The sequence below is a fragment of the Serratia entomophila genome (genome assembly GCF_021462285.1).
GTDB lineage: Bacteria > Pseudomonadota > Gammaproteobacteria > Enterobacterales > Enterobacteriaceae > Serratia > Serratia entomophila.
The window spans coordinates 207044-231366 of record NZ_CP082787.1; the positions used below are offsets into that span (position 1 = coordinate 207044).

Consider the following 24323-nt stretch of genomic DNA (forward strand, 5'->3'; position numbering starts at 1 on the left):
AGTGCGGGCGCCTGTCCGCGCCCGGCCGCAGGATTGTGATGGCGGTTACAAATTCATCTTATCAATGCCACTCTCTACATTAATCAGGTTGCCGAAAAAAAGAAATCGATTACATTTTGCTCATGGTGAAAATGAAATCGATTACATTTTACAATTTCGTCGTATTTCGCCGGTTTCTAAACGCAGAAGAGGTGGCGGATGCAACTTTCATTAGCGGAACAGGGTGATGGTCAGGAGATTGCGCGGCTGATCCACCTATCGACCAACGCCTGGTATCGGCGTCACGGCATGGGGGCCATTTTCCCCGCCGGGCCGGACAGCTGCGGGCTGTTCGTCGACCTGTATCGCCAGTTGGATCCCGGCCGGCACTGGATAGTGCGCGATGAACAGGGGGTGCTGTGCGGCTCCTGCTTCTTCCACCCGCGGGATACGCACCTCGGGTTGGGCATCATGAATGTGCATCCCGATTACTTCGGCCGCGGCATCGCTGCCCGGCTGATGATCAAGGCCGACGAGCTGGCGGGCGATTTGCCGATACGGCTGCTGTCCAGCGCGCTGAACCTTGACTCCTATGCGCTGTATCACCGCGCCGGTTTCACCCCTTATGCACTGTATCAGGATATGGCGATCCCGGTGCCGGCCGCGGGATTTCCTCCCCTCCGGTTGACGCGCGGCCGGGTGCGCGCCGCCCGGCCGGACGATCTGGCCGGCATCCTGCAATTGGAACGAGAGCTGCTGGGCATCGAACGGCGGCGAGACATCGGCTACTTCCTCAATGACGCCAGCGGATTATGGCGCACTGCGGTGTGGGAGCTGGACGGCGGTATCGGCGGTTATCTGGCCTCGGTGGCGCATCCGGCTTCGCGCATGCTGGGGCCGGGGTGCGGCCACAGCGAAGAGATCGCGCTGGAGCTGATCGGCTGGATGCTGGACCGGCATCACCGCGGCGAGACGCCGGTGGTGCTGGTGCCGGCCCGGCGCTCTGCCCTCAGCCAGGTGCTGTTGCAATGGGGCGGGCGGATTTGCGAATTGCATGTGGCGCAGGTGAAAGGCCATGCGCAGCAACCCGGCGGTGTGGTTATGCCGTCCTTCCTGCCGGAAAGCGGTTAGACAACATGACAACAATACCGATGGGGGAATTATGCAAACTGACAGCGCGGCCCTGGGGGCCAAAAGCGTCGTATTCAAATGGGTAGTGCCGCGGTTGGCGCTGATGATGTTCCTGCAGTTCTTTGTCTGGGGCGCCTGGTACGTCACGCTCGGCGTGGTGATGGGCAAGTACGGGCTGGCGGCAATCATCGGCGACGCCTATTCCACCGGCCCGATCGCCTCGATTCTGTCGCCGTTCGTGTTGGGGATGGTAGTGGACCGCTTCTTTGCCTCGCAAAAGGTGCTGGGCGTTCTGCATCTGATTGGCGCCGGGCTGCTGTGGCTGATGCCGGGTTTCTTCAGCAGCGGGCAGAGCGGCCTGCTGTGGGTAATCTTCGGCTACATGCTGTGCTATATGCCGACCATCGCCCTGAGCAACAACGTGGCGTTTTACAGCCTGAGCGACAGCGAAAAAGCCTTCCCGGTGGTGCGGGCGTTCGGCACCTTCGGCTGGATTGTCGCCGGCCTGATCGTCGGCGCCAGCGGGCTGTCCGACAGCACCGGCATTTTCACGCTTGCGGCGGTGGCCTCGCTGGCGTTGGCCATTTACAGCTTTACCCTGCCGCATACCCCGGCGCCGGAGCGCGGCAAGCCGGTAAAAATGCGCGACCTGCTGTGCGCCGATGCGTTCGCCATGCTGAAACAGCGGCATTTTCTGGTGTTTATTATCTGCGCCACGCTGATTTCCATCCCGCTGGCGGCCTATTACGCCTATGCCGCGCCCTTCGTAGCGGCCACCGGCTTCAGCAACGTCGGCGGCGTGATGTCACTGGGGCAGATGTCCGAGCTGTTCTTTATGCTGCTGATCCCCTTCCTGTTCGCCCGGCTGGGCATCAAGGCGATGCTGCTGGTCGGCATGCTGTCCTGGTTCCTGCGCTACGTGATGTTCGCGCTGGGCATCACCGAGGAGCTGCGCTGGATGATCTACCTCGGCATCATCCTGCACGGCATGTGCTACGACTTTTTCTTCGTGATCGGTTTTATCTACACCGACAAGGTGGCCGGCGATAAGGTCAAGGGACAGGCGCAGAGCCTGCTGGTGCTGTTCACCTACGGACTGGGCATGCTGATCGGCTCGCAGATCAGCGGCGCGTTGTTCAACCGCCTGGTAACGGCGGAAGGGGCGGCGGCGTTGCCGCAGTGGCAGAGCTTCTGGTGGTATCCGGCCATCGGCGCGCTGGTTATCGCCGCGCTGTTCTTCTTTACCTTCAACTACCGGGAAATCCCGCAGGAGGAGAAGCGAGATGGCTGATTTACGCGTGCTGGTGGTGGGCTGCGGCAATATGGGGGCTTCGCACGCCGAAGCCTATCACGGTATGACAGGCGTCGAGATTTGCGGGCTGGTGGCGCGCGGCGATTCCCGGCGCCGGCTCAATGCCCGGCTGGGCGGCGGCTACCCGGAGTTCAGCGACTTCGCGCAGGCGCTGGCGGTTACGCGCCCGGATGCGGTCTGTCTGACCACCTGGCCTGACACCCACGAGCCCTATGCGCTGGCGGCGCTGGCCGCCGGTTGTCACCTGTTTATTGAAAAGCCGCTCGCCACCACCGTGGCCGGGGCGGAGCGGGTGATCGCCGCCGCGCGCGCCGCCGGCCGGCAGGTGGTGGTCGGATATATTCTGCGGCATCACCCGTCGTGGCGGCAGTTTGTCGCGTTGGCGCGCGGCCTGGGCAAGCCGCTGGTGATGCGCATGAACCTCAATCAGCAGAGCCATGGCGCGATGTGGGACGTGCATCGCAACCTGATGCAGTCGCTGTCGCCGATCGTCGACTGCGGCGTGCATTACCTCGACGTCATGTGCCAGATGACCGAGTCGGAGCCGCTCAGCGTCAGCGCCATCGGCGCGCGGCTGAGCGATGCGCTGCCGCCGGAGATGTACAACTACGGCCAGCTGCAGGTGCGCTTCGCCGACGGTTCGGTCGGTTGGTACGAGGCCGGCTGGGGGCCGATGATCAGCGAAACCGCTTTTTTTGTGAAAGACGTCATCGGCCCGCTGGGCGCGGTCTCCATCGTGGCGCGACAGGCGGCGGCGGGAGAATCGGATAACGTCGATGCCCACACCCGCACCGAGTCGCTGCGCATCCATCACGCCGCGCTGGACGACGCCAACCAGTTTATCCGGCCGGACCGCTGGATAGACTGCCGGGATGAACCGGATCATCTGGCGCTGTGCCTGAGTGAGCAACGCTATTTTCTGCAGGCGATACGTGAAGGGCTGGATCTCGGCCGGCACTGGCTGGATGCGTTGAACAGCCTGCGTGTCGTGCTGGCGGCGGACGAGGCGGTGCGCAGCCAGAGAACGGTAATGATAGAGAGGTAAACAGATGAAAACCATTCAGGGGCCGGGGTTGTTTTTGGCGCAGTTTATCGGTGCGCAAGCGCCATTTGACACATTGGACGGCTTGGCCGGCTGGGCCGCGGGATTGGGCTTTAAAAGTTTGCAGATCCCGACCGGTTCCCCGCATATTTTCGATTTGGCGCGGGCGGCGCATTGCCAGGCGTATTGCGACGAGGTGCGTGAACGGCTGGCGCGGCATGGCGTGACGATTTCCGAGCTGTCCACCCATTTGCAGGGGCAACTGCTGGCGGTGCATCCGGCCTACGATCTGGCGTTCGATGGCTTCGCCCCGGCACAGGTGCGCGGCAACCCGCAGACGCGGCAGGCGTGGGCGCACGAGCAGCTGTTGATGGCGGCGCAGGCGTCACAGCGGCTTGGCCTGACCGCGCACGTGACCTTTTCCGGCGCGCTGGCCTGGCCCTATTTTTATCCCTGGCCGCCCCACAACGCCCGGTTGTTCGAGGAGGCCTTCAGCCAACTGGCGCAGCGCTGGCGGCCGATCCTCGACGCCTTCGACGATGTCGGCGTCGATCTTTGCTATGAGCTGCACCCGGGAGAAGACCTGCACGACGGCGTGACCTTCGAGCGCTTCCTGCGCCAGGTCGACAACCACCCGCGTTGCCACATTCTGTACGATCCCAGCCATCTGCATTTGCAACAGATGGACTATCTCGGGTTTATCGATCTGTATCATTCGCGCATCCGGGCGTTTCACGTTAAAGACGCCGAGTACCGGCCCAGCGCCCGCAGCGGCGTTTATGGCGGCTATCAGCCCTGGCTGGAAAGGCCGGGACGTTTTCGTTCGCTCGGCGACGGGCAGATCGACTTCCCGGCGATTTTCAGCAAGCTGGCGCAATACGATTTCCCCGGCTGGGCCACGCTGGAATGGGAGTGCTGCCTGAAGTCACCGGAAGCCGGGGCGCGGGAAGGGGCCGAGTTTATCGCGCGCCATATCATCCTGGTTGCCGGCCGGGCGTTTGATGATTTCGCCGCCGGCGGCGGCGAGTCTATGCAGATCAAAAAGATGCTGGGCATTGGAGAGCAGCCATGAGATTACGCTTGGGTATGGTCGGGGGCGGTGAAGGCGCGTTTATTGGCGCGGTGCATCGGCTGGCGGCGAGGATGGACGATGAGTTCGCACTGGTGGCCGGGGCTTTCTCCTCCGACTGGGAAAACTGCCGCCGCACCGGTGAATTGCTGCATGTCGATCCGCAGCGCTGTTATCGCGACTTCGCCCAGATGGCGCTGGCGGAGGCAGCCAGGGAAGACGGCATCGATGCGGTGGCGATAGTGACGCCCAATTATCTGCACGCGCCGGTGGCGACGGCCTTCCTCGACGCCGGTATCGACGTCATTTGCGATAAGCCGCTGTGCAACAGCTATCCCGAAGCGCTGCAGCTGGCGGAGAAGGTGCGGCGCAGCGGGCGGCAGTTGATACTGACCCACAACTACAGCGCTTACCCGCTGGTGCGCGAGGCGCGCAGCCGGGTGCTGGCCGGTGAGCTGGGAGAAGTGCGGTTTATCGAGGTGGAGTATCTGCAGGAATGGCTGGCGCAGCCGCTGGAGCTGACCGACAACAAGCAGGCCGGTTGGCGCGCCGAGCCGGAAAAAGCCGGCGCGGGGTGCATCGGTGATGTGGGCACCCACGCCTGGCAGCTGGCGCAGTTTGTCTGCGGTATGCTGCCGCAGGCGATCAGCGCCGAACTCAGCACCTTTATTGCGGGCCGCCGGCTGGATGATGACGTGCGGGTGCAGATGCGTTACGCCAACGGCGCCAAAGGCCGGCTATGGGCCAGTCAGGTCGCCTGCGGGCATGAGAACGGGCTGCGGCTGCGGGTTTACGGCAGCGAAGGCAGCCTGGCGTTTAACCAGGAACAGCCGAATCAGTTATGGATACGCCCGCGGGATGCGCCGGCCTATTGCATTACGCGCGCCTCTTCATTCCAGCATGCGGAGAACCTCCGGCTGACGCGGGTGCCGGCGGGGCATCCTGAAGGATACCTGGAAGGGTTTGGCCAAATTTATCGCGAAGCGGCGCGCCGGCTGCGAGAGGGGCCCGAGGCAGCGCCGTTGCTGCCGGGCATCGAGACCGGCGTGCAGGGCATGGCATTTATCGACGCCGCGCAGCGCAGCAGCGCCGCCGGCGGAGAATGGATCGACGTAGAAGAATTCATATTTCATTAAGTAATAAAGAAGATTTTTTTATTCCTTTATCGCCTGCCATCGCTCGGATAAAACTGTCTGCAACTGAACAGACTTTTATCAACGGAGCGGAACATGGCGGGCAAATTCTTTTCCTTACGCGGCGCGGCGCTGCTGGTGTTATCGCTCAGCGCGGCCAGCGCCTACGCGGTGGACGTCACCGTGGCGTACCAGACTTCGGCGGAGCCCGCCAAAGTGGCGCAGGCGGAAAACAGCTTCGCCAAACAGTCCGGCGCCAGCGTCGACTGGCGTAAATTCGACAGCGGCTCCAGCGTGCTGCGCGCGCTGGCCTCCGGTGACGTGCAGATCGGCAATATCGGTTCCAGCCCGTTGGCGGTGGCCGCCAGCCAGAAGCTTCCTATCGAAGTGTTCCTCATCGCCTCACAGCTCGGCAGCTCCGAAGCCTTGGTGGTGAAGAACGACATCAAGAGCCCGAAAGATCTGATCGGCAAGCGTATCGCGGTGCCGTTCATTTCCACGACGCATTACAGCCTGCTGGCCTCGCTCAAGCACTGGGGCATCAAACCCGAACAGGTGAAAATCCTTAACCTGCAGCCGCCGGCCATCGCCGCCGCCTGGCAGCGTGGCGACATCGACGGCGCCTATGTCTGGGCGCCGGTGGTCAACGAGCTGGCCAAGCAGGGCAAGGTGCTGACCGATTCCGAACAGGTGGGGCAGTGGGGGGCGCCGACGCTGGACGTCTGGGTGGTGCGCAAGGACTTCGCCGATAAGCACCCCGAGGTGGTGACCGCCTTCGCCGCCAGCGCGCTGCAGGCGCAAAAAGCTTATCTGGCCGAGCCGGAGAAGTGGCTGAAAGATAAAAACAATCTCAACATTCTGGCGCGCCTGAGCGGAGTGCCGGAAGCGCAGGTGCCTGAACTGGTGAAGGGTAACCGCTATCTGCCGGTGGCGGATCAAATAACCCAGCTTGGCCAGCCGGTGGACAAGGCTATCCGCGATACCGCCGAATTCCTCAAGCAGCAGGGCAAGATCCCGCAGGTTGACGGCGATTACAGCGCCTACGTGACCGACCGTTTTGTAAAACAGGTGCAGGCTGCGCCGCAGTCGTAAGGAAGCCGGATGCTAAACGTTAACCATCTTTCAGCAGACTATCAGGGGCGCCCCGCACTGCGCGACGTCTCGTTCCAGATTGCCTCCGGGCAACTGGTGGTGGTGCTTGGCCCGTCGGGCTGCGGCAAAACCACGCTGCTGAATTTGATCGCCGGGTTTATTGAGCCTTCAGCTGGCAGCATCACGCTTGATGGAACGCCCGTTAACGGCCCGGGGGCCGAACGGGGCGTGGTGTTCCAGCATGAGGGTTTACTGCCGTGGCGCAACGTGGTGGATAACGTCGAGTTTGGCTTGCAGCTGGCGGGGGTGGGCAAACAGCAGCGCCGCCAGGTAGCGCAGCAGATGCTGCAACGCGTGGGCCTGGCCGGTTACGAACGGCACTTCATCTGGCAGCTCTCCGGCGGCATGCGCCAACGGGTGGGCATTGCGCGCGCGCTGGCGGCCGATCCTCGGTTGCTGTTGCTGGACGAACCCTTCGGCGCATTGGACGCCTTCACCCGCGAGCAGATGCAGGAACTGTTGCTGACCATCTGGCGCGATACCGGCAAACAGGTGCTGCTGATTACCCACGATATCGAAGAGGCGGTGTTTCTCGCCAGCGAGCTGCTGTTGCTTTCGCCGGGGCCAGGGCAGGTGGTGGAACGGCTGTCGCTGAACTTCGGCCAGCGCTATGCCGCCGGCGAGGCCTGCCGGTCGATCAAGTCCGATCCCGAATTTATTGCGCAGCGCGAATACGTACTGGGCAAAGTCTTCCAACAGCGCGAGGCATTGTTATGAGCCTGCATTCCACTCTAAAGACGGCGGCGCAGCCGCAGGCCGGGACCGCGCGCCGTTTCAGCGTGCCGCGCAATGTCTGGCTGAGCGCCTCCACTCTGTTGGTGGCGGTAGTCATCTGGTGGGGCGTGACCGCGCTGAACCTGATCAGCCCGCTGTTTTTGCCTGCGCCGCAGCAGGTGCTGCATCAATTAATCACTATCGCCAGCCCGCAGGGCTTTATGGACGCCACGCTATGGCAGCACCTGGCGGCCAGCCTGGGGCGCATTCTGGTGGCGCTGCTGGCGGCGGTGATCGTCGGCGTTCCGGTGGGGATCGCCATGGGGCTGAACGATACGGTGCGCGGCATTCTCGACCCGCTGATTGAAATTTACCGCCCGGTGCCGCCGCTGGCCTACCTGCCGTTGATGGTGATCTGGTTCGGCATCGGCGAAACCTCAAAAATTTTACTGATCTATCTGGCGATCTTCGCGCCGGTGACGCTTTCCGCCGTGGCCGGCGTGCGCAGCGTGGCTCAGGTGCGAGTGCGCGCGGCGCGCGCGCTGGGCGCCAATCGCTGGCAGCTGCTGCGTTTCGTGATATTGCCGAACGCGCTGCCGGAGATCCTGACCGGCATCCGAATTGGGCTGGGCGTCGGCTGGTCGACGCTGGTGGCCGCCGAATTGATCGCCGCCACGCGCGGCCTGGGATTTATGGTGCAATCCGCCGGCGAGTTTCTGGCCACCGACGTGGTGCTGGCCGGCATCGGCGTGATTGCGATTATTGCATTTGGGCTGGAGCTGGGGCTGCGCGCCCTGCAGCGCCGATTGACCCCCTGGCATGGAGTACAGCAATGAACGAACGTCTGAATATCACCCCGCTGGGGCCTTACATCGGTGCGCTGGTGGAAAATGTGGCGCTGGCGCGGCCGCTGGGCGACGGTCAGTTTGAGCAGCTTTATCATGCGCTGCTCAAGCACCAGGTGCTGTTCTTCCGCAATCAGCCGATTACGCCGCTGCAGCAGCGCGATCTGGCCGGCCGCTTCGGCGATTTGCACATCCATCCGGTCTACCCGCACGCCACCGACGTGGAAGAAATCATCGTGCTGGACACCCACGACAACAACCCGCCGGATAACGATAACTGGCACACCGACGTGACCTTTATCGAGAATCCGCCGCAGGGGGCGATCCTGGCGGCCAAGACGCTGCCTTCCGCCGGGGGCGACACGCTGTGGGCCAGCGGCATCGCCGCCTACGAGGCGCTGTCTGCCCCCTTCAGAGCGCTATTGGCCGGGCTGCGGGCCGAGCATGACTTCACCAAATCGTTCCCGGAACACAAGCATCGCGGCAGTGAGGAGGAGCACCAGCGCTGGCAGCTGGCGGTGCAGAAAAACCCGCCGCTGCTGCACCCGGTGGTGCGCACCCATCCGGTCAGCGCGCGGCAGGCGCTGTTCGTCAACGAGGGCTTCACCACGCGAATTGTCGATTTGGCGCCAAAGGAGAGCGACGCGTTGTTGGATTTCCTGTTTGCCCACATCACCAAACCGGAGTTTCAGGTGCGCTGGCGCTGGCAGGAAAATGACGTGGCGATCTGGGATAACCGCGTGACGCAGCACTACGCCAACGCGGACTATCTGCCGCAGCGGCGCATCATGCACCGCGCGACTATCTTGGGGGACAAGCCTTTTTACAAGGCGTAACGCTTAGGACTCAAACGCCTGAGTTAGTTGTTCCAGCTGTTCCTGCGCATCCAGCCAGGTCATCTCCGTCTCTTCCAGCGCGGATTTGGCCTGGCTTTGTTTTTGCAGGCATTCGGTCAGCTCGGCTTTACGGCTGATGTCGTACAGCGCCGAATCCGCCAGCCTGTCTTCTACCGCCGCCAGTTCGGCGCCCAGTTTTTCCATCTGCTGTTCCAGCTTGGCTATCTGCTTGCGCAGCGGCTGAGTCTGGGTGCGGAATTCGGCTTCGCGGCGTTTTTGATCCTTACGCGCCTGGGCGCTGTTGCCGTTGTTCTCTTTTTCCGGCGTATCCTGTTGGCTTTCCTGGCGCTGCAGGTCGATCAGCCATTGCTGGTAGTCGTCCAGATCGCCCTCGAAGGCTTCCACCTGGCCGTCGTGCACCAGGTACAGATCGTCGGTAGTGGAGCGCAACAGGTGGCGGTCGTGCGAAACCACCACCAGCGCGCCTTCGAAGTCGATCAACGCTTCGGTCAGCGCCTGGCGCATATCGAGATCCAGGTGGTTGGTCGGTTCGTCGAGCAGCAGCAGGTTGGGGCGCTGCCAGACGATCAGCGCCAGCACCAGACGCGCCTTTTCACCGCCGGAGAAGCGTTCGGTTTGCTCGGTGACCTTATCGCCCTGGAAGCCGAAACCGCCGAGATAATCGCGCAGCTGCTGCTCCAGCACCCGCGGCGCGATGCGGCTCAGGTGCTGCAGCGGCGATTCGTCGGCGCGCAGGAACTCCAGCTGATGCTGGGCGAAGTAGCCCAGCTTGATGCCCTTCGCCAGGCCAATCTCGCCGCTCAGCGGTTCCAGCGTGCCGGCCAACAGTTTGATCAGCGTCGATTTACCGGCGCCGTTGCGGCCGAGCAGGCCGATGCGCGAGCCGGGCACCAGGTTCAGCTTGATCGATTTCAGGATCACCTTGTCGCCATAGCCGGCGCTGACCTTTTCCATGCGCAGCAGCGGATTCGGCAGGCTCTCCGGGGCGCGGAAGCTGAAGGTGAACGGGTTGTCGACGTGCGCCGGGGCGATAAGCTCCATGCGTTCCAGCATCTTGATGCGGCTTTGCGCCTGCTTGGCCTTGGTGGCCTGCGCGCGGAAGCGGTCGATGTAGCTTTGCAGATGCGCCACTTTCTCCTGCTGGTGCTGATACAGCGACTGCTGCTGCGCCAGCTTGGTCGCACGCTGGCGCTCGAACGAGGAGTAGTTGCCGGTGTATTCGTTCATGGTCTGCTGTTCGATATGCAGGATCTTGTCGACGATCGGATCGAGGAAGTCGCGGTCGTGCGAGATAAGCACCAGCGTGCCCGGGTAGTTTTTCAGCCAGCGCTCCAGCCAGATCACCGCATCGAGATCCAGGTGGTTGGTCGGTTCGTCGAGCAGCAGCAGATCTGAACGGCACACCAGCGCCTGCGCCAGGTTGAGGCGCATGCGCCAGCCGCCCGAGAAGGCGCGCACCGGGCTTTGCAGCTGTTCGTTGGAGAAGCCGAGGCCGTGCAGCAGGCTGGCGGCGCGGGAACGAATGGTCCAGGCGTCGATGGCGTCCAGCTTGCCGTGCAGCGTGGCGATGGCGTGGCCGTCATTTTTTTCGTTCGCCAGCTGCAATTCGGATTCAAGCTGGCGAAATTCGCGGTCGCCATCGATAACATACTCAATCGCCGGCACGTCCAGCGCCGGCGTTTCCTGGTTGACCCAGGCCAGCGCCCAGTTGCCGGGAAAGGTATAGCTGCCGCCGTCCGCGGCGATTTCGCCCTTCAGCAGCGCCAGCAGCGTGGATTTGCCGCAGCCGTTCTTGCCCACCAGGCCGACCTTCTGACCTGGATTAACCGTCGCCGTGGCGTTGTCCAGCAGGACGCGGGTGCCGCGTCGGATTTGTAGCGAGGAGAATACAATCATAAAGCGCCGTATGTTCAGAGTATGTTAAATTGGGTTGATTCTAAGTTAACAGGACGCAGACTGTCCTATATTAGTCTTTGCGGAGCATGGTAACGGAAAACCGCTACCCTGACGACGCTTTGGAGGGGAATGATGTCGCAGCCGCCCAAGGTCTTGCTGCTGTATGCCCATCCGGAATCTCATGACTCGGTGGCGAATCGGGTTTTGCTTCGACCGGCGCAGCAGTTGGAACATGTCACCGTGCACGATTTATACGCGCACTATCCCGACTTTTTTATTGATATTCACCACGAACAACAGCTGCTGCGTGAACATCAGGTCATTGTTTTTCAACATCCTCTTTATACCTACAGCTGCCCGGCTCTGCTGAAAGAATGGTTGGATCGCGTGCTGGCGCGCGGCTTCGCCAGCGGCGTGGGCGGCAATGCGCTGGCGGGCAAGTACTGGCGTTCGGTGGTCACCACCGGCGAACCCGAGGGTGCCTATCGCACCGGCGGCTATAACCGTTATCCGATGGAAGACATCCTGCGGCCATTTGAGCTGACCGCCGCCATGTGCCATATGCACTGGCTGACGCCGATCCTGGTGTACTGGGCGCGCCGGCAGAAGCCGGAGGTATTGAGAAGCCACGCGGAAGCCTATGGCGACTGGTTGCGTAATCCGCTGGGAGGGCATTAATTATGGAAGGATCGGCTTTATTGGCGGCCGTTCTGCTGTTTTTGTTCGCCGCGGTGGTGACGGTGCCCATCGCCCGCCGGTTGGGCATCGGCGCGGTGTTGGGGTATTTGATCGCCGGCATCGCCATCGGTCCCTGGGGGCTGGGGTTCATCCGCGACGTTGATGAGATCCTGCACTTCTCCGAGCTGGGCGTCGTGTTTCTGATGTTCATCATCGGGTTGGAGCTTAACCCCAGCAAGCTGTGGGAACTGCGGCGATCGATCTTCGGCGTGGGCGCAGGGCAGGTGTTGATCACCGCCGCGATACTGGGCGCGCTGCTGTACCTGACGCAGTTCGCCTGGCAGGCCGCGGTGATCGGCGGCATCGGTCTGGCGATGTCTTCCACCGCCATGGCGCTGCAGCTGATGCGCGAGAAGGGCATGAACCGCAATGAAGGCGGTCAGTTGGGCTTCTCGGTGCTGTTGTTCCAGGATATGGCGGTTATCCCGGCGCTGGCGCTGATCCCCATTTTGGCCGGCGCCGGCGGCACCAGCGACGACTGGGCGCAAATCGGGCTGAAGGTGGCGGCGTTCGGCGGCATGTTGATCGGTGGGCGTTTCCTGCTGCGGCCGCTGTTCCGTTATATCGCCGCCTCCGGCGTGCGCGAGATATTCACCGCCGCCGCGCTGCTGGTGGTGCTGGGCGCGGCGCTGTTTATGGATGCGCTTGGCCTGTCGATGGCGCTCGGCACCTTCATCGCCGGCGTGCTGCTGGCGGAGAGCGAATATCGCCACGAGCTGGAAATCTCCATTGAGCCGTTCAAGGGGCTACTGCTGGGGCTGTTCTTTATCTCGGTGGGTATGGCGCTGAATATCGGCGTACTCTACACCCATCTGGCCGAAGTGCTGATCGGCGTGCTGCTGCTGGTGGCCATCAAGTCCGGCGTGCTTTATTCGCTGTCGCGCATCTTCGGATTGCGCAGTTCGGTGCGGCTGCAGTTCGCCGGCGTGCTCAGCCAGGGCGGCGAGTTCGCTTTCGTGCTGTTCTCGGCGGCGGGCGCGCAGAAGGTGCTGCAACCCGATCAGCTTTCACTGCTGTTGGTGGTGGTTACGCTGTCGATGATGACCACGCCGTTGCTGATGCAGATTATCGACCGCATTCTGGTGCGCCGCTACAACGCCAAAGATGAGGACGAAGAAACGCCGTACGTTGAGGATGACGATCCGCAGGTGATCATCGTCGGCTTCGGGCGTTTTGGCCAGGTGATCGGCCGCTTGCTGATGGCCAACAAAATGCGCATTACCGTGCTGGAGCGTGACGTCAGCGCCGTCGGCGTGCTGCGGCGCTATGGCTATAAGGTGTATTACGGCGACGCCACCGAGCTGGAACTGCTGCGCGCGGCGGGGGCGGAAAAAGCCAAGTCGATCGTCATTACCTGCAACGAGCCGGAAGACACCATGGAGATCGTGCGGCTGTGCCAGCAGCATTTTCCTGCGCTGAGCATTCTGGCGCGCGCGCGCGGCCGCGTCGAAGCGCATGAGCTGCTGCAGGCGGGGGTGAAGCAGTTTAGCCGCGAAACCTTTTCCAGCGCGCTGGAGCTGGGGCGCAAGGCGCTGATGGAGCTGGGTATGCATCCGCACCAGGCTTATCGCGCCCAGCAACACTTCCGCCGGCTGGATATGCGCATGCTGCGTGAACTGATGCCGCCGCATCAGGGCGACGTGACGCAAATTTCCCGCGTGAAAGAGGCGCGGCGCGAGTTGGAAGAACTTTTCCACCGCGAGATGCAAAAAGAGAGTCGCCAGTTTGACGGCTGGGATGAATATGAATAAGCGGGAGCTCTGAGATGTCTGTAACACGTAAAAGGTTTATCGCCGGGGCGGTCTGCCCTGGCTGTAACGCCATGGATACATTGGCTGTTTGGCGTGAAGATCAGGTGGAGGTGGTGGAATGCGTCAAGTGTGGCCACCATCAGCGGCAGACCGAAAAGCAGGTGGAAAAACACGTTCGGCCGCAGGAACAGGTGATCGGCATTTTCCACCCGGAGTAGCGTTACCCGGCGCGTTTTTTTATCCTGAAGGGTACAGCGGGGCAGATTTCCGATACAATCTGTCCGGAAAAGGCGCGGCTCTGTCTATACAGACTCGCGTCCCAGTATCCAACGGTAGGAGATATCATGAAAGTAGCAAAAGACTTGGTGGTCAGCCTGGCTTACCAAGTACGTACAGAAGACGGTGTTTTGGTTGATGAGTCTCCGGTGAGTGCACCGCTGGACTATCTGCACGGGCATGGTTCTCTGATCGCAGGTCTGGAAAAAGCGCTCGAAGGCCACGAAGCCGGCGACCGTTTTGACGTTAACGTCGGCGCTAACGATGCGTACGGCAACTACGATGAAAACCTGGTGCAGCGCGTGCCGAAAGACGTCTTTATGGGCGTTGACGAACTGCAGGTTGGCATGCGTTTCCTGGCTGATACCGATCAGGGCCCGGTTCCGGTTGAAATCACCGAAGTTGACGGCGACCACGTGGTGGTTGACGGCAACCACATGCTGGCAGGCCAGAACCTGAACTTCAACGTGGAAGTTGTCGCGATCCGCGAAGCGACCGCTGAAGAACTGGCGCACGGCCACGTACACGGCGAGCACGACCATCACCACGAACACGGTGACGGCTGCTGTGGCGGCCACGGCCATGATCACGATCATGACCACGCGCATGACCACGACCACGGCAAGAAAGGCGGTTGCGGTAACGGCGGTTGCGGCTGCCACTAATCGCGGCGCAGTAACGGCAAAAAAGGGCGGCCATCGGCTGCCCTTTTTTATTGGCCGTCAGTAGTGCGGCGGCGGCGTCTCTTCTGACTGCGAGGCGATCATCGAGCTTTGGGTGGAACGCAGCTTGTCGGTCAGCATGCGCAGGTGTTCGCGCATTTTCAGCATCTCCATTTGATGCTGCACTAGGGTCTGGTTGAGCTCTTCGATGGTGAGCTCCTGAAAGGCTTGGCGGCTTTCCAGCTCTTCCAGCCGCCGTAGCAGGCTTTGGGTGTCGGCGTTGTGCATGGGGACCTCTGACGCGGTTTAATCTTGATTTCGCGCTATGTTAACAGCTGGCGGCGGGTTTGCCTGCGCTATTTAACCGGGCAGGGCACAAGGCAAGGGGAAAACCCGTAACCTGCGGAAAAAACGCGCGGCCGGCGCGGCGGCTTTTGCCAGCGCGGCCGGATTAACTTCAAGAAAACTCTGATTTATCATCATGGTAGCACATTGAAGGAAACTTCTCCGTAAAGACGGAGTCACACTTTGACTCGATTGGTTACCTGTGCGACTGTTTTGTTTTCTTTCAGGCAGCTATAGTAGCCCGGTTATCTAACTTAATGATTGTTTGGGGCACCGCTTCAGACACTGGAGAAATGGATGAAATCTTTGTTTAAAGTCACGCTTCTGGCAACCACCATGGCTTTTGCTCTGAATGCGACCCAGGTCATGGCCGCCGATGCCGCTAAACCAGCCGACGCCGCCAAACCGGCAGATGCCGCAGCCGCGCCAAGCACCGGCAAATTTAAGAACGATGACGAGCAGGCCGCTTACGCGCTGGGCGCATCTCTGGGCCGCTATATGGACAACTCTCTGAAAGAGCAAGAGAAGTTGGGCATCAAGCTGGACAAGGATCAGCTGATTTCCGGCGTTCAGGACGCCTTTGCCAACAAGAGCAAGCTGAACGACGCCGACATCGAGAAAACCCTGCAGGGCTTCGAAGCGCGCGTGAAGGCTTCCGCTCAGGCGAAGATGGAACAGGACGCTAAAGACAACGAAACCAAAGGCGCCAAATACCGCGACACCTTCGCCAAAGAAAAAGGCGTGAAGAAAACCGAATCCGGCCTGCTGTATCAGGTAGAGAAGCCGGGCGCCGGCGAAGCGCCGAAAGACAGCGATACCGTGGTGGTTAACTACAAAGGCACCCTGACCGACGGCACCGAGTTCGATAACTCCTATACCCGCGGCGAGCCGTTGTCATTCCGTCTGGACGGCGTGATCCCTGGCTGGACCGAAGGCCTGAAGCACATCAAGAAAGGCGGCAAGATCAAGCTGGTTATTCCACCGGCGCTGGCCTACGGTAAAACCGGCGTTCCGGGCATCCCGGCTAACTCTACCCTGGTATTCGACGTTGAGCTGCTGGACGTGAAAGCGGCGCCGAAAGCGGACGCCAAGGCGGAGAAACCGGCTGACGCAGCGGCAGGCGCCAAAGCGAAATAAGCCAACGCCCGAGTTTGCCACCGCCGCGGATGCCCTCCGCGGCGGTTTTCATTTCCACCCTCCGCGCCTCCCCTCCATTGATCGCTTGACGCCTGCCGGGCATCGGGCTTAACGTCAATACCACGCGCAAACGCAAGGACTTTACTCTGGCAGTTTTGCTAGACTAATTATCCGGACTTATGAGTCATGCGCCTGCCCCTTAGGGCGTGTACCTAAAATTGTTCCCGGCCGTCTTGGCCCGCGGACGCTCGTCGTGCTGTTTCAAGCTGATATCCGCCGGGATGCCTGACGGCTTGCCGCCTGCGGAAGAGCGCCTTCACGAGCAGTTTTAGCTGCGCCCCCTGGCACAGGCGATCTATGAGGGTGGTATTTTCGATGTCTAATTCGCTTTTATCCAGCGAAGCCAGCGAACTTGATTTGCTGAATGAACGTCCGTTTAGCCAGACGGATCATGAAATCCTGAAGTCGTATGAAGCGGTGGTCGACGGCCTGGCGATGCTGATCGGCGGCCACTGCGAGATAGTGCTGCACGCGCTGGAAGACCTGAATTGCTCGGCGGTGCGCATCGCCAACGGCGAACATACCGGGCGCAAAATAGGCTCTCCGATCACCGACCTGGCGCTGCGCATGCTGCACGACATGGCCGGCGACGACAGCAGCGTGTCGAAGGCCTATTTTACCCGCGCCAAAAGCGGCGTGCTGATGAAGTCGGTGACTATCGCCATCCGCAACCGCGAGCAGCGGGTGATCGGCTTGCTGTGCATCAACATGAACCTCGACGTGCCGTTCTCCCAGATTATGCAGACCTTTATGCCGCCGGAAACCCAGGAAGTGCCTTCTTCGGTGAACTTCGCCTCTTCGGTCGACGACCTGGTGGCGCAAACGCTGGAGTTCACCATTGAGGAAGTGAATGCCGATCGCAGCGTCTCCAATAACGCCAAAAATCGGCAGGTGGTGCTCAATCTGTATGAGAAAGGCATTTTCGACATCAAGGATGCGATCAACCAGGTAGCGGATCGCCTGAACATCTCCAAACACACCGTTTATCTTTATATCCGCCAGTTCAAGAGTGGCGACCTGTCGGGAAGCGACCGTTGATGCTCGATTACTGTTTGCTGGTGACCGGCCCGGCCTACGGCACCCAGCAGGCCAGCAGCGCCTATCAGTTCGCCCAGGCTCTGCTGGCGAAAGGGCATCGCCTTTCCAGCGTGTTTTTCTACCGCGAAGGGGTGATGAACGCCAACCAATTGACCGCGCCTGCCAGCGATGAGTTCGACCTGGTTCGCGGTTGGGCGCAGCTGGCGCAACAACATGGGGTGGCGCTCAACGTCTGCGTGGCCGCCGCATTGCGCCGCGGCGTGGCCGATGAGCAGGAGGCCGCGCAGCAGGGGCTGGCCGGCGCCAACCTGCAGCCGGGTTTTACCCTGAGCGGCCTGGGTTCCCTGGCCGAGGCCTCGCTGAGCTGCGATCGCCTGGTGCAGTTCTGAGGACACCGATGAAACGAGTCGCTTTTGTTTTTACCCACGGGCCGCATGGCAGCGCAAGCGGCAGGGAAGGCCTGGACGCCTTGCTCGCCACCTCGGCGTTGAGCGAAGCTCTGGGCGTGTTTTTTATCGGTGATGGCGTATTGCAGCTGTTGCCGGGCCAGCAGCCGGAAAAAATTCTGGCGCGCAATTACATCGCCACGTTCGGCGTATTGCCGCTGTACGACGTCGAACAATGTTATCTGTGCCAGGCCTCTTTGCAGGAACGCGGGCTGAGCCAGGTGACCGGCTGGGTATTGGACGCCGAAGTGCTGGCGCCGGATGAGCTGCGCAACATGCTGGCCAGTTATGATGCGGTGATGACCTTTTAGGAATTTTTGATGCTGTATACCCTGAGCCATTCTCCCACTCAATGCGATTTACCTGCGCTGCTGCGCCTGACGGCGGCGGGCGATGACCTGCTGTTGTTGCAGGACGGCGTGCTGGCCGGGCTGGCCGGCAGCGCGCATCTTGAATTGCTGCTCGGCGCCCCCATATCCCTGTATGCGCTGCAGGACGACCTGGAAGCCAGAGGGTTGTCTGGTCATTTTTCGCACAGAATCACCGTCATCGGCTATAATCACTTCGTTGAATTAACCGAAAAACACCGCAGCCAAATGGCCTGGTGATGAGAGTGATGTTGTATATTTCTTGACACCTCTACTGGTCAGCCATAAAATTCTGCGTCCTCGTACTTTGCCAGTAGTGCATACGAGGGGATTTATCACATGTTTACGAAGCTAGTACGAAGCAAAAACCAGGAGCTTTTTTAATGGCAACAATTAATCAGCTGGTTCGCAAACCACGCTCTGTGAAGGCTGCTAAAAGCAACGTTCCAGCGCTGGAAGCTTGCCCGCAGAAACGTGGCGTATGTACCCGCGTATATACCACCACCCCGAAAAAACCAAACTCCGCACTGCGTAAAGTTTGCCGTGTGCGTTTGACCAACGGTTTCGAAGTGACTTCCTACATCGGTGGTGAAGGTCACAACCTGCAGGAACACTCCGTGATCCTGATCCGTGGCGGTCGTGTTAAAGACCTGCCAGGTGTGCGTTACCACACCGTTCGTGGCGCACTTGACTGCTCCGGTGTTAAAGACCGTAAGCAAGCTCGTTCCAAGTACGGCGTGAAGAAGCCAAAGGCTTAATGGTTCTCCGTTAAGTAAGGCCAAACATTTTCACTTTAATGTCAAAATAAACTCGTAGAGTTTTGGACAATCCTGAATTAACAACGGAGTATTTCCATGCCACGTCGTCGCGTAATCGGCCAACGTAAAATCCTGCCAGATCCTAAGTTCGGATCCGAGCTGTTGGCCAAATTTGTAAATATCCTGATGGTAGATGGTAAAAAATCTACTGCAGAAGCAATCGTCTATACCGCGCTGGAGACCCTGGCTCAGCGTTCTGGTAAAGAACATCTGGAAGCTTTCGAAGTCGCTCTCGACAACGTTCGCCCGACTGTAGAAGTTAAGTCGCGCCGCGTTGGTGGTTCTACTTATCAGGTACCAGTTGAAGTCCGCCCGGTCCGTCGTAATGCTCTGGCAATGCGTTGGATCGTTGATGCTGCACGTAAACGCGGTGATAAATCCATGGCTCTGCGCCTGGCGAACGAGCTGTCTGACGCAGCAGAGAACAAAGGTTCTGCTGTTAAGAAGCGTGAAGACGTTCACCGTATGGCCGAAGCCAACAAGGCGTTCGCCCACTACCGCTGGTAATTGCCACGCAGTAGTTATGCTAACCAAGCGGGCGCGTCAAGCCAACCCGCTTGGGTTAACCGAACTTGAACGCCCTAGGAATAGAGGAATCAAATGGCTCGTACAACACCCATTGAGCGCTATCGTAACATCGGTATCAGTGCTCACATCGACGCCGGTAAAACCACCACTACCGAACGTATTCTGTTCTACACCGGTGTAAACCACAAAATCGGTGAAGTTCATGACGGCGCTGCCACCATGGACTGGATGGAACAGGAGCAGGAGCGTGGTATTACCATCACTTCTGCAGCGACAACTGCTTTCTGGTCTGGTATGGCCAAGCAGTTTGAGCCGCACCGCGTAAACATCATCGACACCCCAGGGCACGTTGACTTCACCATCGAAGTAGAACGTTCCATGCGTGTTCTTGATGGTGCGGTAATGGTTTACTGTGCTGTTGGTGGTGTTCAGCCGCAGTCTGAAACCGTATGGCGTCAGGCTAACAAATACAAAGTTCCACGCATCGCGTTCGTTAACAAAATGGACCGTATGGGTGCTAACTTCCTGAAAGTTGTTGGTCAGATCAAATCTCGTCTGGGCGCGAATCCAGTGCCATTGCAGCTGGCTATCGGCGCAGAAGAGAAATTCACCGGCGTTATCGACCTGGTGAAAATGAAAGCCATCAACTGGAACGAAGACGATGCAGGCGTGACCTTCGAATACGAAGAGATCCCGGCTGACATGCAAGAGCTGGCCGCAGAATGGCACCAGAACCTGGTTGAATCTGCAGCTGAAGCTTCTGATGAGCTGATGGACAAGTACCTGGGCGGCGAAGAGCTGACCGAGGAAGAAATCAAGACCGCTCTGCGTCAGCGCGTGCTGAACAACGAAATCATCCTGGTTACCTGTGGTTCTGCCTTTAAAAACAAAGGCGTGCAGGCAATGCTGGATGCGGTAGTTGATTATCTGCCATCGCCAGTTGACGTACCTGCGATCAACGGCATCCTGGATGACGGTAAAGATACTCCGGCTGAGCGTCACGCTAGCGATGAAGAGCCATTTGCTGCACTGGCCTTCAAAATTGCTACCGACCCATTCGTGGGCAACCTGACCTTCTTCCGCGTGTACTCCGGTATCGTTAACTCCGGTGACACCGTACTGAACTCCGTGAAGGCTGCGCGTGAGCGTCTGGGCCGTATCGTTCAGATGCACGCTAACAAGCGTGAAGAGATCAAAGAAGTTCGCGCAGGCGACATCGCTGCGGCTATCGGTCTGAAAGACGTGACTACCGGTGACACTCTGTGTGATCCAAACCACGTGATCATTCTGGAGCGCATGGAGTTCCCTGAGCCGGTAATCTCCGTTGCAGTTGAACCGAAAACCAAAGCTGACCAAGAAAAAATGGGTCTGGCTCTGGGCCGTCTGGCGAAAGAAGACCCATCATTCCGCGTATGGACTGACGAAGAATCAGGTCAGACTATCATCGCAGGTATGGGTGAACTTCACCTGGACATCCTGGTTGACCGCATGAAGCGTGAATTCAACGTAGAAGCTAACGTGGGTAAACCTCAGGTTGCTTACCGTGAAGCGATTCGCGCCAAAGTTACCGATATCGAAGGTAAACACGCCAAGCAGTCTGGTGGTCGTGGTCAGTATGGTCATGTTGTTATCGACATGTACCCACTGGAGCCGGGCTCAAATGCGAAAGGCTACGAGTTCGTCAATGACATCAAAGGTGGTGTGATTCCAACCGAATACATCCCTGCCATTGATAAAGGCCTGCAGGAGCAGATGAAGTCTGGTCCACTGGCGGGTTACCCGGTAGTTGATCTCGGTGTGCGTCTGCATTTCGGTTCTTTCCACGATGTTGACTCCTCCGAATTGGCGTTTAAACTGGCCGCGTCTATCGCCTTTAAAGATGGCTTTAAGAAAGCGAAACCTGTTTTGCTTGAGCCGATCATGAAGGTTGAAGTTGAAACGCCGGAAGAGAACACTGGTGACGTCATCGGTGACCTTAGCCGTCGTCGTGGTCAACTGAAAGGTCAGGAATCCAACGCTACCGGCGTTCAGATTCACGCTGAAGTTCCGTTGTCCGAGATGTTCGGTTACGCAACTCAACTGCGTTCTCTGACCAAAGGCCGTGCTTCTTACTCCATGGAGTTCCTGAAGTACGATGATGCGCCGAACAACGTCGCTCAGGCCGTTATTGAAGCCCGTGGCAAATAAGCTTTCGGGTTTAACACATTGATCAGTGCTCTCTCCATGAGGGGGGAGCATAAGAGTAAGGAATATAGCCGTGTCTAAAGAAAAATTTGAACGTTCCAAACCGCACGTTAACGTTGGTACTATCGGCCACGTTGACCACGGTAAAACTACCCTGACTGCAGCGATCACCACCGTTCTGGCTAAAACCTACGGCGGTTCTGCACGCGCTTTCGACCAGATCGATAACGCGCCAGAAGAAAAAGCTCGTGGTATCACCATCAACACTTCTCACGTTGAGTATGACACCCCGACTCGCCACTACGCGCACGTTGACTGCCCAGGGCACGCCGACTACGTGAAAAACATGATCACCGGTGCTGCTCAGATGGACGGCGCTATCCTGGTTGTTGCTGCGACTGACGGCCCAATGCCTCAGACCCGTGAGCACATCCTGCTGGGTCGTCAGGTTGGCGTTCCTTTCATCATCGTATTCATGAACAAATGCGACATGGTTGATGATGAAGAGCTGCTGGAACTGGTAGAAATGGAAGTTCGTGAACTTCTGTCTGCTTACGACTTCCCTGGTGATGACCTGCCGGTAGTTCGCGGTTCTGCGCTGAAAGCGCTGGAAGGCGAAGCCGAGTGGGAAGCTAAAATCATCGAGCTGGCTGGCTTCCTGGATACTTACATCCCAGAACCAGAGCGCGCTATCGACAAGCCGTTCCTGCTGCCAATCGAAGACGTATTCTCCATCTCCGGTCGTGGTACCGTTGTTACCGGTCGTGTTGAGCGCGGTATCATCAAAGTTGGCGAAGAAGTTGAAATCGTTGGTATCAAAGACACCGTCAAGTCTACCTGTACCGGCGTTGAAATGTTCCGCAAACTGCTGGACGAAGGCCGTGCCGGTGAGAACGTAGGTGTTCTGCTGCGCGGTATCAAGCGTGAAGACATCGAACGTGGTCAGGTTCTGGCTAAACCAGGTTCCATCAAGCCACACACCAAATTCGACTCAGAAGTGTACATCCTGAGCAAAGAAGAAGGTGGTCGTCACACTCCATTCTTCAAAGGCTACCGTCCACAGTTCTACTTCCGTACAACTGACGTGACCGGTACCATCGAACTGCCAGAAGGCGTTGAGATGGTAATGCCAGGCGATAACGTGAACATGGTTGTTACCCTGATTCACCCAATCGCGATGGACGACGGTCTGCGTTTCGCAATCCGTGAAGGCGGCCGTACTGTAGGCGCTGGTGTTGTTGCTAAAGTTATCGCTTAATCGCGTATAATTTTTCGACACAAAAAAGAGGGCACTTCGGTGCCCTTTTTTTATGCAATTTGCGCAAATCTTAATTGAAATAAAAAGCATTCCTATTTAGACTCAGGGTATTGGTTAAGAAGTGAGTCTTTCTATGTATGTATGTCTGTGTAATGCGGTGACTGACAAAGCGATCCGTAAGGCCGTGCGTCAGCACAACCCCCATACCATGAAGCAGCTGCGTGAATTAGTGCCGATTGGTACCGACTGCGGGAAGTGTATTCGTCAGGCAAGGCAGATTATGGTGGAGGAACGCGGAACCATTATTCCGATGCACGAAGTCGCCTAACAAAAGGTAAGGTTGTTTTTTGACTCTTGGCCCACAGGTTCTACACTTTTAGAATCGGTCAGGAGGAGTTACCTATGAAAGGCGATAAAAAAATCATTGCTCATCTCAACAAGCTGCTTGGTAACGAGCTGGTTGCCATCAATCAATATTTCCTGCACGCACGCATGTTCAAAAACTGGGGCCTGATGCGCCTCAACGACAAGGAATACCACGAGTCGATCGATGAAATGAAGCATGCCGACCGCTACATCGAACGCATCCTGTTTTTGGAAGGCCTGCCTAATCTGCAGGATCTCGGCAAGTTGAACATCGGCGAGGACATCGAAGAGATGCTGCGTTCCGACCTGGCGTTGGAGCTGGCTGGCGCCAAGAACCTGCGCGAAGGCATCGCCTATGCTGATTCCATCCACGATTACGTCAGCCGCGACCTGATGATCGACATTTTGGCCGATGAAGAAGAGCATATTGATTGGCTGGAAACCGAGCTGGATCTGATTGCTCGCCTGGGCATTCAGAATTACGCCCAGGCGCAGATACTGGAACGCAAAGACTGAGTTTACCGCTGCTCCTCCGCCGGCAGCCGCCTCTGCGGTGGGGCAGGGGAGCCGTTTCCGAGCGGCATTTCCCTCCCGATTAAAACCCCCCGTTTGCAGCACATCGCCCCTCGGCGTTTAGCCATTCGTTAAAAGTGGCGATATCCTGCGCATATTTTCAACTGTGGCTTGCTTCCCCGCCCATTTTGCGTATAATGCGCGGGCTTACCTAATCTTGGTAAGCCTGATTTTAGCGAATCAGTCGATTGGCAGGTACGTTTTGCCCTTCGAACAATACTCCCGATATGGGGGTTATATGTTGACGATTACACTCCCCCATCAATCGAAATGGGTGTGAGGAGTAATTATTTACGTTTATAAATAATTGGAGCTCTGGTCTCATGCAGAACCAAAGAATCCGTATCCGCCTGAAAGCGTTTGATCATCGTCTTATCGATCAATCAACCGCGGAAATCGTCGAGACTGCTAAGCGCACTGGTGCGCAAGTCCGTGGTCCGATCCCGCTGCCAACTCGCAAAGAGCGCTTTACCGTTCTGATCTCCCCGCACGTCAACAAAGACGCGCGCGATCAGTACGAGATTCGCACTCACAAGCGTCTGGTTGACATCGTTGAGCCAACCGAGAAAACCGTTGATGCTCTGATGCGTCTGGATCTGGCTGCCGGTGTAGACGTGCAGATCAGCCTGGGTTAATCAGGTCATT

General features: G+C 58.7%; 27 protein-coding genes. 25 read left to right on the forward strand and 2 right to left on the reverse strand.

Features of this window, described 5'->3' with window-relative positions; translation table 11 throughout:
• Positions 1–198: 198 nt before the first annotated feature.
• The 9 genes from KHA73_RS00870 to tauD all read left to right on the forward strand — a co-directional run bounded on the left by KHA73_RS00870 (position 199) and on the right by tauD (position 9213).
• Positions 199–1110 carry a GNAT family N-acetyltransferase gene (locus tag KHA73_RS00870; RefSeq protein ID WP_234587507.1) on the forward strand — a complete coding sequence of 304 codons (912 nt, stop codon included), beginning with the start codon at positions 199–201 and terminating at the stop codon, positions 1108–1110.
• A 31-nt stretch (positions 1111–1141) separates the two neighbouring features.
• Positions 1142–2401 carry an MFS transporter gene (locus tag KHA73_RS00875; protein WP_234587508.1) on the forward strand — a complete coding sequence of 420 codons (1260 nt, stop codon included), beginning with the start codon at positions 1142–1144 and terminating at the stop codon, positions 2399–2401.
• Positions 2394–3467 (forward strand): Gfo/Idh/MocA family protein, encoded by a 1074-nt coding sequence (locus KHA73_RS00880; RefSeq protein ID WP_234587509.1) that lies wholly within the window; start codon positions 2394–2396, stop codon positions 3465–3467. Before KHA73_RS00875 ends, KHA73_RS00880 begins: the two co-directional genes overlap by 8 nt.
• A gap of 4 nt (positions 3468–3471) precedes the next feature.
• Complete coding sequence (locus tag KHA73_RS00885; RefSeq protein ID WP_234587511.1) at positions 3472–4536, forward strand: sugar phosphate isomerase/epimerase family protein; 1065 nt, start codon at positions 3472–3474, stop codon at positions 4534–4536.
• A complete protein-coding gene (locus KHA73_RS00890) occupies positions 4533–5669 on the forward strand; it encodes a Gfo/Idh/MocA family protein (RefSeq protein WP_234587513.1) in 1137 nt (378 codons plus the stop codon). The genes KHA73_RS00885 and KHA73_RS00890 overlap by 4 nt, the downstream gene beginning before the upstream one ends.
• Before the next feature lie 93 nt (positions 5670–5762).
• Positions 5763–6758 carry a taurine ABC transporter substrate-binding protein gene (tauA, locus tag KHA73_RS00895; protein WP_234587515.1) on the forward strand — a complete coding sequence of 332 codons (996 nt, stop codon included), beginning with the start codon at positions 5763–5765 and terminating at the stop codon, positions 6756–6758.
• Positions 6759–6767: 9 nt separating this feature from the next.
• On the forward strand, positions 6768–7535 hold the full coding sequence (tauB, locus tag KHA73_RS00900) for a taurine ABC transporter ATP-binding subunit (RefSeq protein ID WP_234587516.1): 768 nt from the start codon (positions 6768–6770) through the stop codon (positions 7533–7535).
• A complete protein-coding gene (gene tauC / locus KHA73_RS00905; RefSeq protein WP_234587518.1) occupies positions 7532–8368 on the forward strand; it encodes a taurine ABC transporter permease TauC in 837 nt (278 codons plus the stop codon). Before tauB ends, tauC begins: the two co-directional genes overlap by 4 nt.
• Positions 8365–9213, forward strand: coding sequence for a taurine dioxygenase (gene tauD / locus KHA73_RS00910; RefSeq protein ID WP_234587520.1), 849 nt, complete (start codon positions 8365–8367; stop codon positions 9211–9213). The genes tauC and tauD overlap by 4 nt, the downstream gene beginning before the upstream one ends.
• A 3-nt stretch (positions 9214–9216) precedes the next feature.
• Here tauD and KHA73_RS00915 read toward each other — a convergent pair whose 3' ends face one another.
• A complete protein-coding gene (locus KHA73_RS00915) occupies positions 9217–11130 on the reverse strand; it encodes an ABC transporter ATP-binding protein (protein ID WP_234587522.1) in 1914 nt (637 codons plus the stop codon).
• 132 nt (positions 11131–11262) lie between these two features.
• Here KHA73_RS00915 and kefG point away from each other — a divergent pair, with 132 nt between their 5' ends.
• From kefG to slyD, 4 genes are all read left to right on the forward strand, one after another.
• A complete protein-coding gene (kefG, locus tag KHA73_RS00920; protein ID WP_234587524.1) occupies positions 11263–11808 on the forward strand; it encodes a glutathione-regulated potassium-efflux system ancillary protein KefG in 546 nt (181 codons plus the stop codon).
• Between the two features lie 2 nt (positions 11809–11810).
• Positions 11811–13619 (forward strand): glutathione-regulated potassium-efflux system protein KefB, encoded by a 1809-nt coding sequence (gene kefB / locus KHA73_RS00925; protein WP_234587525.1) that lies wholly within the window; start codon positions 11811–11813, stop codon positions 13617–13619.
• Between the two features lie 14 nt (positions 13620–13633).
• Positions 13634–13837: a YheV family putative zinc ribbon protein gene (locus KHA73_RS00930; protein ID WP_234587527.1), complete on the forward strand. Its 204-nt coding sequence runs from the start codon at positions 13634–13636 to the stop codon at positions 13835–13837.
• A 126-nt stretch (positions 13838–13963) separates the two neighbouring features.
• Positions 13964–14560, forward strand: a complete 597-nt coding sequence (gene slyD / locus KHA73_RS00935) for a peptidylprolyl isomerase (protein WP_234587529.1) — start codon at positions 13964–13966, stop codon at positions 14558–14560.
• 57 nt (positions 14561–14617) lie between these two features.
• Here the strand turns inward: slyD and KHA73_RS00940 are convergent, their stop codons facing one another.
• Entirely contained in the window at positions 14618–14845 is a 228-nt protein-coding gene (locus KHA73_RS00940) for a SlyX family protein (RefSeq protein ID WP_234587530.1), read from the reverse strand.
• 354 nt (positions 14846–15199) lie between these two features.
• Between KHA73_RS00940 and fkpA the strand changes: the two genes are divergently transcribed.
• The 12 genes from fkpA to rpsJ all read left to right on the forward strand — a co-directional run bounded on the left by fkpA (position 15200) and on the right by rpsJ (position 24313).
• Positions 15200–16039 carry an FKBP-type peptidyl-prolyl cis-trans isomerase gene (gene fkpA / locus KHA73_RS00945; RefSeq protein ID WP_234587532.1) on the forward strand — a complete coding sequence of 280 codons (840 nt, stop codon included), beginning with the start codon at positions 15200–15202 and terminating at the stop codon, positions 16037–16039.
• Positions 16040–16414: 375 nt separating this feature from the next.
• Entirely contained in the window at positions 16415–17137 is a 723-nt protein-coding gene (locus tag KHA73_RS00950; RefSeq protein ID WP_234587533.1) for a helix-turn-helix transcriptional regulator, read from the forward strand.
• Entirely contained in the window at positions 17137–17526 is a 390-nt protein-coding gene (tusD, locus tag KHA73_RS00955; protein WP_234587535.1) for a sulfurtransferase complex subunit TusD, read from the forward strand. Before KHA73_RS00950 ends, tusD begins: the two co-directional genes overlap by 1 nt.
• An 8-nt stretch (positions 17527–17534) precedes the next feature.
• Positions 17535–17894 carry a sulfurtransferase complex subunit TusC gene (gene tusC / locus KHA73_RS00960; RefSeq protein ID WP_234587537.1) on the forward strand — a complete coding sequence of 120 codons (360 nt, stop codon included), beginning with the start codon at positions 17535–17537 and terminating at the stop codon, positions 17892–17894.
• A gap of 9 nt (positions 17895–17903) precedes the next feature.
• Entirely contained in the window at positions 17904–18191 is a 288-nt protein-coding gene (gene tusB / locus KHA73_RS00965) for a sulfurtransferase complex subunit TusB (protein WP_234587539.1), read from the forward strand.
• A gap of 143 nt (positions 18192–18334) precedes the next feature.
• On the forward strand, positions 18335–18709 hold the full coding sequence (gene rpsL / locus KHA73_RS00970; RefSeq protein ID WP_004930426.1) for a 30S ribosomal protein S12: 375 nt from the start codon (positions 18335–18337) through the stop codon (positions 18707–18709).
• A 96-nt stretch (positions 18710–18805) separates the two neighbouring features.
• Positions 18806–19276 carry a 30S ribosomal protein S7 gene (gene rpsG, locus KHA73_RS00975; protein ID WP_061798857.1) on the forward strand — a complete coding sequence of 157 codons (471 nt, stop codon included), beginning with the start codon at positions 18806–18808 and terminating at the stop codon, positions 19274–19276.
• Positions 19277–19369: 93 nt separating this feature from the next.
• Positions 19370–21484 (forward strand): elongation factor G, encoded by a 2115-nt coding sequence (fusA, locus tag KHA73_RS00980; RefSeq protein ID WP_234587541.1) that lies wholly within the window; start codon positions 19370–19372, stop codon positions 21482–21484.
• Between the two features lie 70 nt (positions 21485–21554).
• Entirely contained in the window at positions 21555–22739 is a 1185-nt protein-coding gene (gene tuf, locus KHA73_RS00985; protein WP_234587542.1) for an elongation factor Tu, read from the forward strand.
• 133 nt (positions 22740–22872) lie between these two features.
• On the forward strand, positions 22873–23067 hold the full coding sequence (gene bfd / locus KHA73_RS00990) for a bacterioferritin-associated ferredoxin (RefSeq protein WP_071919937.1): 195 nt from the start codon (positions 22873–22875) through the stop codon (positions 23065–23067).
• Between the two features lie 74 nt (positions 23068–23141).
• Positions 23142–23621 carry a bacterioferritin gene (gene bfr / locus KHA73_RS00995; RefSeq protein ID WP_234587544.1) on the forward strand — a complete coding sequence of 160 codons (480 nt, stop codon included), beginning with the start codon at positions 23142–23144 and terminating at the stop codon, positions 23619–23621.
• 380 nt (positions 23622–24001) lie between these two features.
• Complete coding sequence (rpsJ, locus tag KHA73_RS01000) at positions 24002–24313, forward strand: 30S ribosomal protein S10 (protein ID WP_001181005.1); 312 nt, start codon at positions 24002–24004, stop codon at positions 24311–24313.
• Positions 24314–24323: the final 10 nt, after the last annotated feature.